The 12,989-nt window shown below is 42.1% G+C and carries 11 protein-coding genes and 1 pseudogene; 11 read left to right on the top strand and 1 reads right to left on the bottom strand.

Features of this window, described 5'->3' with window-relative positions:
• Positions 1 to 105 precede the first annotated feature (105 nt).
• From C5695_RS19560 to C5695_RS19550, 3 genes are all read left to right on the top strand, one after another.
• Positions 106 to 813, top strand: a complete 708-nt coding sequence (locus C5695_RS19560) for a class I SAM-dependent methyltransferase (protein WP_117732696.1) — start codon at positions 106 to 108, stop codon at positions 811 to 813.
• A complete protein-coding gene (locus tag C5695_RS19555) occupies positions 810 to 1,907 on the top strand; it encodes a saccharopine dehydrogenase family protein (RefSeq protein WP_117732694.1) in 1,098 nt (365 codons plus the stop codon). Before C5695_RS19560 ends, C5695_RS19555 begins: the two co-directional genes overlap by 4 nt.
• A 233-nt stretch (positions 1,908 to 2,140) precedes the next feature.
• Positions 2,141 to 3,412, top strand: coding sequence for an MFS transporter (locus tag C5695_RS19550; protein WP_117732692.1), 1,272 nt, complete (start codon positions 2,141 to 2,143; stop codon positions 3,410 to 3,412).
• 120 nt (positions 3,413 to 3,532) lie between these two features.
• Here C5695_RS19550 and C5695_RS19545 read toward each other — a convergent pair whose 3' ends face one another.
• Entirely contained in the window at positions 3,533 to 5,356 is a 1,824-nt protein-coding gene (locus C5695_RS19545; protein WP_117732690.1) for an acyltransferase family protein, read from the bottom strand.
• 455 nt (positions 5,357 to 5,811) lie between these two features.
• Between C5695_RS19545 and C5695_RS19540 the strand changes: the two genes are divergently transcribed.
• The 8 genes and pseudogenes from C5695_RS19540 to C5695_RS19505 all read left to right on the top strand — a co-directional run bounded on the left by C5695_RS19540 (position 5,812) and on the right by C5695_RS19505 (position 12,868).
• The gene (locus C5695_RS19540) at positions 5,812 to 6,687 is read left to right on the top strand and encodes an aldose 1-epimerase family protein (RefSeq protein ID WP_117732688.1); all 876 of its coding nucleotides are present in this window, start codon (positions 5,812 to 5,814) and stop codon (positions 6,685 to 6,687) included.
• A gap of 60 nt (positions 6,688 to 6,747) precedes the next feature.
• Complete coding sequence (locus C5695_RS19535; RefSeq protein WP_117732686.1) at positions 6,748 to 7,692, top strand: DNA-binding transcriptional repressor DeoR; 945 nt, start codon at positions 6,748 to 6,750, stop codon at positions 7,690 to 7,692.
• An 83-nt stretch (positions 7,693 to 7,775) separates the two neighbouring features.
• Positions 7,776 to 8,447, top strand: a complete 672-nt coding sequence (gene deoC, locus C5695_RS19530) for a deoxyribose-phosphate aldolase (RefSeq protein ID WP_117732685.1) — start codon at positions 7,776 to 7,778, stop codon at positions 8,445 to 8,447.
• 166 nt (positions 8,448 to 8,613) lie between these two features.
• Positions 8,614 to 9,795 carry a NupC/NupG family nucleoside CNT transporter gene (locus tag C5695_RS19525; protein WP_117732683.1) on the top strand — a complete coding sequence of 394 codons (1,182 nt, stop codon included), beginning with the start codon at positions 8,614 to 8,616 and terminating at the stop codon, positions 9,793 to 9,795.
• A 25-nt stretch (positions 9,796 to 9,820) separates the two neighbouring features.
• Positions 9,821 to 11,122, top strand: a complete 1,302-nt coding sequence (locus C5695_RS19520; protein ID WP_117732681.1) for a pyrimidine-nucleoside phosphorylase — start codon at positions 9,821 to 9,823, stop codon at positions 11,120 to 11,122.
• Between the two features lie 290 nt (positions 11,123 to 11,412).
• Positions 11,413 to 11,896: pseudogene (locus C5695_RS19515) on the top strand (MarR family winged helix-turn-helix transcriptional regulator).
• A gap of 14 nt (positions 11,897 to 11,910) precedes the next feature.
• Positions 11,911 to 12,549 carry a nitroreductase family protein gene (locus tag C5695_RS19510; RefSeq protein WP_117732677.1) on the top strand — a complete coding sequence of 213 codons (639 nt, stop codon included), beginning with the start codon at positions 11,911 to 11,913 and terminating at the stop codon, positions 12,547 to 12,549.
• A gap of 25 nt (positions 12,550 to 12,574) precedes the next feature.
• Complete coding sequence (locus C5695_RS19505) at positions 12,575 to 12,868, top strand: putative quinol monooxygenase (protein ID WP_117732675.1); 294 nt, start codon at positions 12,575 to 12,577, stop codon at positions 12,866 to 12,868.
• Positions 12,869 to 12,989 lie beyond the last annotated feature (121 nt).

The raw sequence follows: 12,989 nt of genomic DNA, 5'->3' as shown, positions 1-12,989 counted from the left end.
ACTTTTAGGGATCGTTTTTCCTGATGTCTCTTTTTACAATAAAGATATCATACCGTTAGTGTACAGGAAACGATGTAAAGCGGAAAGGAACTGGAGGAGAAGGACATGACAGAAAACCAAGATTGGCACGATCCCGTGGCCGAATCATACGCAGCCACGATTGCCCATAAAGTACCCGGCTACCAACTATTGCATGAATTAACAATAGACGTATTAGAAACTGAATTAAAGGGAACGGCCCCTCGCATTCTAACTGTCGGAGCGGGCGGGGGAGAAGAGATCATCAACATGCTTCAAAGAAAAGAAGACTGGCTTATCACAGGGGTCGACCCGTCATCTTCTATGTTGAATATGGCGAAAAGGCGAGTTGCACAGCTTCAGGTGGAAGCGCGTGTCACATGGCATGAGACCTCATTAGATAAGGTTTCTGCTGAACCTGTTTACGATGCTGCGGTGAATCTGCTTGTGATTCATTTTGTAGAAAAGCGGCTGCCTTTTTTAAAGGAGATTGCCCGCAGGCTTCAATCAGATGCACCATTTGTGTTGGCATTTATAGGGGGAGAGATGAAGTCCCATGCATTTCAACAGGAGCTTCACATGCTTTCGCTTTTCATGCAGCGGCATGGCCTAGAAAAAGATATGTTTACCTCCTTTCAAAACAGGTTGGGATGCTCGACACACCCAGTTCCTGAGGAAGAGATAAGGGAAGAATTAATCGAAGCAGGATTTGAAGACATCAGACCTTATTTTCAGGCAGGGATGATCAAGGGGCTTGTTTGCAAAAGAGGTCATAGTGAGGCGGATGAGAAATGAGAACACAGGTGATGGTGATTGGCGGTTATGGTCATGTTGGACAGCAAATATGTCTTCAACTAAACGAAGTGTATCCCGGGCAAATTGTTGCGGCAGGAAGAAGCTATGAGAAGGCGGAGACATTTTCACGCCAGACAAGAGGGAAAGTTCGTCCCTATCAACTAGATGTCAGTGATCCGTCATATTCGGAATGGATGGATAAAACAAAGCTAGTGATCATGTGTCTTGATCAAGAGGATCCTTCATTTGCTGAAACAGTTCTGCGATCAGGCATTGATTATATAGATATCTCCGCAAAGGGGATGTACATGGAACGGGTGGCAAAGCTAGATCAACGCCGTATCAGTGCAACGGCTTTGCTTAGTGTCGGGCTTGCGCCTGGCCTTACGAATTTATTATCAGCGAAAGCAGCATCTATGCTCTCATCAGTGAATCAAATAGATATAGGGATTATGCTTGGATTGGGTGATCAGCATGGAAAAGCCGCCATTGAATGGACGCTTGATCATGTCCATACTGACTATGTGCTTACTAAGCATCATCAGCGTAAAAGAGTCAAAAGCTTTACTGGAGGCAAACGTGTAGATTTTGGTGGAAAATTTGGAAAGCGGCAAGCCTATCAGTTCCCTTTCTCTGACCAGCAGACATTGCCGTCGACGCTCCACGTGCCTTCTGTGACGACAAGGCTCTGTTTTGATTCTCGCGCGGCGACACGTGCATTTGCTTTCACAAGGAGCCTTGGGATGACGTCACTTCTCACTGTGCCGAAAATCAAGGAACGAGCGATTTCCATGATTCAATCTGCTCGAATGGGTACAGATCAATATGCAGTGAAAGTGGAAGCGACAGGAATGGAGGGCAACAAGATTCATCAAGCAGCCCTTGGAATAAAAGGGCGCGATGAGTCTCAAGCAACAGCTCAAGTCGCCAGTGCTGCGGCATTGCATTTATTGAGCAGGCGGTTTCAGACAGGTGTTTTTCATATCGAAGAATTATTTTCATTAGCGCATGAGAATGGTGATTTTGCGTTGGTGGATCAAAAAACGAAGGAAAAGCAGGCATTAGCATTGAGGGCCAGTCTTTTAACGCCATAAAAGAAGACTAGCAGGATGCTAGACTGGGTAACGAGATGAAAACATCTTCATACTTTACAAAAGATACACGTCAGCTCAAAAGAAAAGATCAGTCATGTCGCAGTTTTATTCATGATCCGCTTGAAAATCAAGGTGTAAATGATCGAGAGTGCAAGAGATTCAAATGGAGGATTGTAGACTGAACTGATAAAATGGTTACGCTTTGCAAATAAATTTCAAGTGGGTGTTTACAAGTGTTAAATACAGAACAAGTTATAGTTAAGAATTATATAGATTCACCCCAAAAATTGAAAAAATTATATAAACGAGTATTGTTCGTTGTAAGTCTATCGCAAATATTTGGAGGGGCTGGACTAGCCGCAGGGATTACGGTAGGTGCACTTTTAGCTCAACAAATGCTTGGAACTGAAGCCTATGCAGGAGTCCCAATCGCTTTATTTACTTTGGGGTCAGCTTTGGCAGCTTTCATTGTAGGAAAGATTTCACAACGTTATGGACGATGCATCGGTTTATCGACAGGTTTTGTTGTTGGGGGGCTCGGAGCAATTGGTGTTGTGATTGCAGCTATGATGAATAGTGTCATTTTATTATTTGCATCGCTCTTCATTTACGGCGCAGGAACAGCCACAAATTTACAAGCTCGTTATGCTGGGACTGACTTAGCGAATTCTAAACAACGTGCAACTGCAATTAGTATGACAATGGTCATGACAACATTTGGGGCTGTAGCAGGTCCGAATTTAGTTGGAATGATGGGTGAATTCGCCGTATCAATTGGTGTTCCAGCACTTGGGGGTCCCTTTATTTTATCAGCAGCAGCATTTATTGTAGCAGGTCTTGTCCTATTTATTCTGCTGCGTCCGGATCCGTTAGTCATTGCCCAAAGAATAGCAGCTTACAAAGCAGAACAGGAGCATGGAAATAAACCAGATTCTGCGGATCAAAAAATAGATAAAAAAGGGCTTACAGTAGGTGCCACGGTTATGATCTTAACTCAAATTGTCATGGTTGCACTCATGACCATGACACCGATCCATATGCAGCATCATGGTCATGGATTAGCCGAAGTGGGGATTGTGATTGGTTTTCATATAGGTGCAATGTATCTTCCTTCACCTATCACGGGTGTACTTGTAGATAAATTGGGACGAACAGCTATGAGCATAGCGTCGGGCATAACATTGTTACTTGCTGGTTTATTAGCAGCATTCGCACCAAGTGATTCAATGATTCTATTAATCATTGCTCTGTCTTTACTTGGGTTGGGATGGAACTTTGGTTTAATTAGTGGTACTGCTCAAATAGTTGATTCTACAGAACCATCAACCCGGGCAAAAACCCAAGGAACACTCGATGTTTTTATTGCGTTAGCAGGTGCTGCTGGCGGTGCTCTTTCGGGAATGGTCGTAGCGAATACGAGTTATGCTACATTATCTTTAAGCGGAGGAATTTTATCTTTATTTCTCATACCTGTAGTCGTTTGGTCTCTTAAAAGTAAAACATAATGCAGCTCCGTGCTGCAGGTGCTCCTGCAATCCATTACAAAAAAGACATGTCCCCAATCATGGGAGAGCATGTCTTTTTTTAATCTTCCATAAAAATACGTTTTTGTCTTCTTAGTCTTCTTATGATGAAGATGACACATTTCCTTTTTTCTTGATGCTCGCTGTAATGAGCTGGGTCAATGTGTCAGAGCCTTTTGTTGAAAGGTGAACACCATCAGGCTGAAAATAAGATGGCTGTCCGGTAGCAGCTGAATGCCAATCGACTAGGGTCACATTGGCATGTTGATCGGCCACACGCTGAATGACGGCATTCACATCATTTTCCCAAGATCTTGGGACTCTCGTGTTTACAAGGAAAATGTGCGCCTTTGAAAATTTCTGAATGAATGCTGTCAACGTGCCCTCGGTAAAATAACCATTCGTGCCAAGCTCAATAATAACAGCGGCATTAGATTGATTAAATGAAGCATATTGAGGGGCGATACTGACGGCTTCATTCATTTGTCTGCCAACCTTCGCATCAATGGTGATTTGTGCATATGCTTTTTCAAGATTCGGCGCAATGTCCAGCATAACGGAATCACCAACTGCAAGAACTTGTTGAAACTGCTTCTGATCTGCTGCTTTTTTCTCGTGTTTCTCTTTCTTTTTCTTCGCATTTGATTCCGATGAGTCTCCTGCCTTTTTCGGTGCCGTCTTAATTTGTGTCACTTCCTTGGCATGTGGGGACTTATGGGAAGAACTGGACATGCCAATGGTAAATAAGATCAAGAGAGCTACGGCGATTCCAAGGAACACTTTATGAGATGTAGACCATTGTTTGAATCCCTTTTTCCAAATAGACCAGGAGGCAAAATATTGTCTGAAGCCAAGCTTGCGAATCGGCTGTTCGATGAAGCGATAAGAAGCCTCTGCAATGAGTAAAATGGCAATGAGCTGCAATGCAACACGTCCCATAGAAGGCTGTCCAATTTCAATGACCGGTGTGGTCAGTACGATGATGGGATAATGCCACAGGTAAATGCCATATGAACGCTTTCCAAGCCAGACGAGCGGCTGATAGGAGAGCCATTTCCCCAAAAGACTTGCAGGGTGGCTGATGCATGCAATTAAAATCGCTGCATTAAAACAGAATAACAGCATGCCGCCTTGATAGAGAAAGCCGTCAAATTCGTCCACTGCATAAACACATAGAAGAAAAACCGCAAACGAACCAAAACCAGCGATATGTAAAATACGTCTGCCAACGGGAAGTAACTTTTTGCTGGACAGTCTTTGCATGGGCCATACAAATGCAAGGGTGCACCCGATCAGGAGCGCAAATGCACGCGTATCTGTTCCGTAATAAACCCTACTTGGATCCGTATCTGGTGAATAAAGAATCGCCATCCATAAGGCGGAAACAAGTGCAAGACCAAACGTGATCATTGGCAGATGGGATCTGTTTTTCACCCATTTTAGTCCTGCAATCAATAGTACCGGCCATATGATATAAAATTGCTCTTCTATTGCCAAAGACCACAAATTTTTCAGTGGAGATATCGCATTAAAGCTATCAAAATAAGATAGCTGATGGAAAATATACCACCAGTTACTGACATAAAAAAAGGACGATAAGGCATCGCCACGAATGGACAATAGTGCATTCGAACCCGCAATTGCACACCAGCTGACAGTTAAAAAAATCATCACGTAAGCCGCTGGAAGAAGCCTTCTGATCCGCCCCATCCAAAACGGCAAAAGCTCTTGATAACCTAAATCCTGCTTATGTAACAAGATCGTTGTAATCAAGTAACCAGATATCACAAAAAACAAATCAACGCCAAGAAACCCGCCGCTCGCAGGTCCGATATGTAAGTGATATGCAATGACCGCCAATACAGCAATGGCTCGTAGCCCATCTAATCCTAATATATAACGTAACCGATTCTCCTTGCTGTTCATGAAAATGAATCCCCCATTAATGACAAGCATCTGTATTTAAATTAAGGAAACTAATAGATAGTATATATAATAGACGTGTAGCCATATCATTTAGTTTGAGTTTTTTAATAAAATTTTAAGATAAACGAATAACATATATCACTTTATTATATTGTTACATCCATATAAAATGGAAGTGCTATCGAATTGATCAATGGTGAGATACTGGGGCGCATTTGTTACGTAAACCTTAGTAGACGTTCAGATATAGGAGGATTTTGATGATTGTTTTAAATCGTCATTAACCAAAAAAGAAGGAATATCATGCGCTCATCGATAAACAAGAAAATAATGAACAAGTAATTTTAAAGGCTTTTCCCTAGATGGGAGAAGTCTTTTTTATTTTAACGAACTCTTTAATACTCAAAACCAAAATCCCTGTCATAATAAAAGAAGAAGGAAAGGGGATGTGTGAAATGAGAAGACTTGAAAATGATCAGTTATTGATTCAAATCAATGAGAGAGGTGCTGAAGTTAGAGACGTGCTTCATAAGGAAAGTGGACGTCACTATATGTGGTCTGGCGATCCTTCTTATTGGGGTAGGGTGTCGCCTGTCTTATTTCCGATTGTCGGGCGATTAAAGAATGACCAATACAAAATAGGTGAACAAACCTATGAGCTCACTCAGCATGGATTTTTGCGTGATGTTGATTTTGATTTATATGAAAAAACGCAACATGCGGTGACCTTTCAATATGAATCCAAAGGTCGTCATATCGAGCATTATCCTTATGAATTTACCGCCCGTATTCGATACGAGCTATTAGAAAATGGGCTGACGATTTCCTGGGAAATTGATCATGCCGGAGATGACACGATGTATTTTTCCATCGGAGGACACCCCGCATTTCAAGTCCCGCTTGTTGAAGGTGAGCACGCAGCAGATTATACCCTGACATTGACGCCTTCTAATGAGCATCTTCCTGCCCAATATGAACTCAAAAATTCACTTGTTAGGGAGAAAGAAAAAGGGATACAGCTAGAACCGATTCAGCTTCGTCCAGAGCTTTTTCAGCATGATGCGATGATCTTTAGTCATATCAACCGAGTGTCATTGATGTCTCAGGCAGGCCACGGGGTTGAGGTCGATCTCACTGGGTTTCCGTTCGTTGGTATTTGGTCACCTTATGATCAAGAAAAGGGCACAATGGCTCCTTTTGTTTGTATTGAGCCTTGGTATGGCATCGCCGATGTGGAAGGGACGAATGGCCAGTACAAGGAGAAGTTCGGTATTCAAACTTTAGAGAAGAATGAAACCTTCCATGCCGCTTATACGATTTTCTTTAAATGAACATTTGTGCATGATGAGATGAACAATTTGTTATGATAGAAGAAAAAAGGAGGCGTACGAATGGATCGGGAGAAACAGCAGCTGAGTATTGAAGCGGCAAGGCTTTATTATTTATCCGATTACAGCCAGCAGGAAATTGCCAAACAGCTCGACCTGTCAAGACCAACTGTGTCTCGGCTGCTTCAATATGCGAAAGAGAAAGGGTACGTCCAGATTACGGTCATGGACCCGTTTGAGGATTTAAATGAGCTGTCTTCATTGCTCAAGGAAAAATATGACCTGCTTGAAGCTCATGTGGTGTTTTCGCCTAAAGACGACTATCCAACGATCACCGATTACTTGAGCCGTTTTGGTGCAGATTACTTGCAAGACACAGTGAAAGACGGTGATATCGTTGGTGTGAGCTGGGGAACCACCATGTATCAAATTGCACAAAAGATGCAACCTAAACAGGTAAAAGGTGTAGAGGTTGTCCAGCTCAAGGGCGGAATCAGCCATTCCCATGTGAATACATATTCTGCAGAAACCATTCAGCTGTTTGCTGAGGCATTTCAAACAGCACCGCGCTATTTACCGCTTCCTGTTGTATTTGATAGCGCTGAGGTCAAGGAGATGGTTGAGCAGGACAGACATATTCAGCGCATCATTGAAATGGGGAAGCAAGCCAATGTTGCGGTGTTTACTGTTGGAACGGTCAGAGATGAAGCCCTTTTGTTTAGACTTGGTTATTTTCGTGAAGAAGAAAAAGCGCTCCTCAAGGAATCCAGTGTCGGAGACATTTGCTCGCGCTTTTATGATCAAGATGGACGCATTTGCAGTGAAGCGATTAACAATCGCACAATTGGCGTGGAGCTTGATGACTTAAGAACAAAAGAACGCTCTATACTTGTTGCTGGCGGACATCGCAAAGTTGCTTCCATCCATGGGGCACTAAGAGGAAAATATGCGAACATATTGATCATTGACCAGCATACAGCAAGGGCTCTTTTAAATGTCACAAAATAGATGAACAAAATTTCATAACTATGTTTACAATTGTTCATTCCTCATATATGATAAAAGTATCATAATTAAAAGGAAGTGTAAGCATGACGATAGCAAAGCTCATTGATCATACAGCACTAAAACCAGATACATCTAGAGCTGCCATTATGCAGTTACTTGAAGAAGCAAAGACTCATCAATTTGCATCTGTTTGCGTGAATCCAACTTGGGTATCTCTTGCGTCGAAAGAACTAGCAGGAACAGGTGTTGATGTTTGTACAGTCATCGGTTTCCCATTAGGCGCTAACACAACAGCGGTGAAAGCTTTCGAAACAAAGGATGCGATTGAAAACGGTGCAACAGAAGTGGACATGGTCATCAACGTTGCGGCATTGAAAGACAGCGAATATGATGTGGTTGAACAAGATATTCGTGCAGTTGTAGACGCAGCCAAAGGCAAAGCATTAGTGAAAGTTATTATTGAAACATGTTTACTTACTGATGAAGAGAAAGTCAAAGCTTGTGAGCTTTCAGTGAAAGCTGGCGCTGATTTTGTGAAAACATCGACTGGATTTAGTACAGGCGGTGCAACAGCTGAGGATATCGCATTAATGCGTAAAACAGTTGGACCTGACATTGGTGTAAAAGCATCAGGCGGCGTAAGAACAAAAGAAGACGTTGAAGCAATGACAGCTGCAGGCGCTACCCGTATTGGTGCAAGTGCAGGCGTTTCCATTATCAAAGGGGATCAATCAGCTCCTTCGAAAGACTATTAATTCTTACGATCCTATGGTAGGATAACATTCGTGACTCATAAATGATGAAAAAGTTATATGCGGAAGGGTTTCAATTATGGGAATTTCTTCCGCACTTTGTTTACGAAATAGGGTTTGTTCCGTACAAGCGCATTAATGTAAACGAATTCATTCGAGGAGGAAAAACATGAAATACGTCATTGGTATCATCGGTTTGCTAGTGATTCTCGCCATTGCATGGCTGGCTAGTAACGGGAAGAAACGAGTAAAATTCCGTCCAGTCATTGTCATGATTGTACTGCAATTTATTTTAGGTTATATTCTGCTCAATACAGGTGTTGGGAACTTCCTAGTTGGAGGCTTTGCTAAAGGATTCCAAATGCTCCTAGGCTATGCTGGTGAAGGAATCAACTTCGTATTTGGCGGTTTAATGAATGATAAAGCGTCAACTTTCTTCATCAACGTCCTACTGCCGATCGTTTTTATTTCGGCATTGATCGGTATCTTGCAGCATTGGCGTATCCTTCCGCTTATCGTTCGCGGAATCGGCTATTTGCTTAGTAAAGTAAACGGTATGGGGAAACTAGAATCTTACAACGCAGTCGCGTCTGCGATTTTAGGACAATCAGAAGTGTTTATTTCTATTAAGAAACAGCTTGGATTATTACCTCAGCAGCGTCTTTATACATTATGTGCATCTGCAATGTCGACGGTATCGATGTCCATTGTTGGTGCGTATATGCAAATGATTAAACCAGAGTACGTGGTCACAGCACTTGTGCTGAACCTATTTGGTGGATTTATTATCGCGTCTATTATCAATCCATATGAAGTAGCTAAGGACGAAGACATGCTTGAAGTCGTCGAGGAAGAAAGACAATCCTTCTTCGAAATGCTTGGCGAATATATTATGGACGGTTTCAAAGTAGCAATTGTTGTTGCTGCGATGTTGATTGGATTCGTTGCATTAATTGCGATGATTAATGGAATCTTTACAGCGGTCATCGGTGTTTCTTTCCAAGATGTACTTGGATATGTATTTGCTCCATTTGCTTTCCTTGTCGGTGTTCCTTGGAGCGAAGCGGTACAAGCAGGAAGCATTATGGCAACCAAAATGGTGTCCAACGAATTTGTAGCAATGCTCGCACTATCTGGAGATGGCTTGCATTTCTCTGCTCGTACAGAAGCGATTATTTCTGTATTCCTTGTGTCATTTGCGAACTTCTCTTCTATCGGTATTATTGCTGGAGCAGTCAAAGGCTTAAACGAAAAGCAAGGGAACGTTGTTGCACGCTTTGGATTAAAGCTGTTATTCGGTGCAACACTTGTCAGCTTCTTAACAGCAGGCGTTGTCGGTTTGATTTACTAATTTAAAAAAAGGAATGGTGAAAACAATGAGAATGGTAGATATCATTGCGAAAAAACGTGACGGAAAAGAATTATCTTCTGAGGAAATTTCTTTCTTTGTCAAAGGATATACGGACGGAACAATTCCTGACTACCAAGCAAGTGCCTTGGCTATGGCGATTTTCTTCCAAGATATGACGGATCAAGAACGTGCGGACTTAACGCTCGCTATGGCGAACTCAGGAGACACGATTGACCTGTCTGCCATTGACGGCATAAAAGTAGACAAGCACTCAACAGGCGGTGTAGGTGATACAACAACGCTTGTACTTGCTCCTCTTGTGGCTGCACTTGATGTACCTGTTGCAAAAATGTCTGGGCGTGGTCTTGGACATACAGGCGGTACAGTGGACAAGCTTGAAGCGGTCAAAGGCTTCCACGTAGAAATTACAAAAGACGAATTTATCGAGCTCGTGAACCGTCATAAAGTAGCGGTCATTGGGCAATCCGGCAACCTGACACCAGCTGATAAAAAGCTTTATGCGCTTCGTGACGTGACAGGTACCGTTAACTCGATCCCGCTCATTGCAAGCTCTATTATGAGTAAGAAGATTGCTGCTGGTGCAGATGCAATCGTACTTGATGTGAAAACAGGTGCAGGTGCTTTCATGAAAACACCTGAAGATTCTGAGAAGCTTGCAAAAGCAATGGTTCGCATTGGAAACAACGTAGGCAGACAAACGATGGCTGTCATTTCAGATATGTCTCAGCCGCTAGGATTAGCGATTGGAAATTCCCTTGAGGTGAAAGAAGCGATTGACACGCTAAGAGGCGAAGGCCCTGAAGACTTAAACGAGCTTGTGCTCACATTAGGAAGTCAAATGGTTGTTCTTGCGAAAAAAGCAGAGACACTTGATGAAGCAAGAGAAAAGCTAATTGAAGTCATGAAAAACGGCAAAGCACTTGAGAAATTCAAGGAATTCTTAGAAAATCAAGGTGGAGACGGCTCGATTGTAGATCAGCCGGAAAAACTACCGCAAGCACCTTATCAAATCGAAGTTCCTGCAAAAGAGTCAGGTGTGGTTGCTGAAATCGTCGCAGACGAAATCGGTGTTGCAGCGATGATTCTTGGAGCAGGACGTGCAACAAAAGAGGACGATATCGACCTATCTGTCGGCATTATGCTAAACAAAAAAGTCGGCGATCGTGTTGAAAAAGGGGATTCATTGGTGACGCTTCATACGAATCGTGAAGATGTTGCGAATGTTATGGAGAAAATTTATGACAACATCCGCATCGCAGATCATGCCGATGCACCAACGTTGATCCACACGGTTATTACAGAATAAAAGAAATGGGCAAAAGTGATTCAATTCGCTTTTGTCCTTTTTTATGTAATGATTTCTTCATTTTTAGTCAGTAAAAAAAGAGGAGATATCAATGAAAATGCTCAAACTCATTCTCTACATTTTTGCTGTATAAATGATGATTGGACTTATTAGTTATTATGCAGGTTCAACATGATCATAAGGCGTGCGTTCAGCTCGTCTTTTTCTATTGATATAAAAAATTTCACTTTATGAAACAAACCTCTTGCAATCATCAAACAATGGGTGTATATTAGTTGACGAGTCAATGATTGATATATCAACTAATTGATCTGAAATAGAAAAGAGGGGATGGCATTGACTGCATTTTGCTCTGAAGAAGCAGAGGTTTTATACCGTTTGCAGTGCGTGAACCGTATGATGGGTGTGAAGTTCGAAGCATGCACGGGCATCAGCCAATCAAGACTAGAGTTGCTATCGCTGTTATTTCAAGCTGACGAAATCAGCCAATCAGATTTGCAGAAAAAAGTAAATATTGATAGTGCGGCTGTGACGCGTCACTTAAAACAGCTAGAAACAAAAGGAATGGTCACGCGCAGAAGAAAGCCAGAAGATAATAGAGTCACACTTGTTCGTTTGACAGACGAAGGCCGAACAAGAATCGAAGCTTCTAAAAAAGAAAAAGAGCGATTTATCTCAGAAATGCTTGAGAACGTAAGTGAAGAAGAACGAAAGCTTCTCACTGATGTGCTCACCCGTATCCAACAAAACATCGGAAAGATTCAAACAACCTAAAGGAGTGTTTCAACATGGCTACAACATTAAAAACAAACGATTTTATGGACATTATGAAAGGGCGCCGCTCGATTCGTAACTATGACCCAGCTGTGAAAATCAGCAAAGAAGAAATGACAGAGATTCTAGAAGAAGCAACTACTGCACCATCATCAGTGAATGCACAGCCATGGCGCTTCATGGTCATTGACAGCCCAGAAGGAAAAGAAAAGCTTGCTCCACTTGCGAAATTTAACCAAACACAAGTATCAACATCAGCTGCTGTCATTGCTGTATTTGCAGATATGCAAAGCAATGAATACTTAGATGAAATTTATTCAAAAGCAGTAGAGAATGGCTACATGCCGCAAGAAGTGAAAGAAAGACAAATTGCTGCACTAACTGCACACTTTGAAGTTCTTCCAGAGCAAGTTAATCGCGAAACAATCTTAATTGACGGTGGAATTGTGTCTATGCAGCTTATGCTTGCAGCACGTGCACACGGCTATGATACGAATCCAATTGGCGGTTTTGATAAAGAAGTCATCGCTGAAGCATTTGGCTGGGATAAAGAACGTTATGTACCAGTAATGCTTCTATCAATTGGGAAAGCTGCTGACGAAGGTTATGCATCTTACCGCTTACCGATTGATCGTATTACAGAGTGGAAATAATATCATTTCAAAAGGAGACGATTATATGATTATTACTCATGCAGGGATGACCATTCATCCAGAAAAAGAAAACGAATTTCTAGAAGAAATCAACGCATTAATGAAAGCTTCACAAGCGGAAGAAGGTAATGTATCGTACAAGCTGTTCAAGGATACAGAAAAGGAAAATACCTTTTTAATGGTAGAAGTGTGGAAAGATGAAGCAGCGGTTCAGAGCCATAATACAAGTGCACATTTCCAAGCTTTCGTCGCGAAGGCAAAAGAATTCTTAGCCGCTCCACTTGATGTTGTTGCCTTTAAAGGCGAACAACTTTCATAGTAAAACAACAAACACCCTAGGCGGATATCGTCTAGGGTTCTTTTATTTTCGACACCTTGTTCCGCCCTTTTCATTTCCGTATTGTGCATTTTCCACAAAATTTCTGAAAATAAATTATTTT

Source organism: Bacillus pumilus, assembly GCF_003431975.1.
GTDB classification, from domain to species: domain Bacteria; phylum Bacillota; class Bacilli; order Bacillales; family Bacillaceae; genus Bacillus; species Bacillus pumilus_N.
This window is presented reverse-complemented; position numbering and strand designations above follow the sequence as displayed.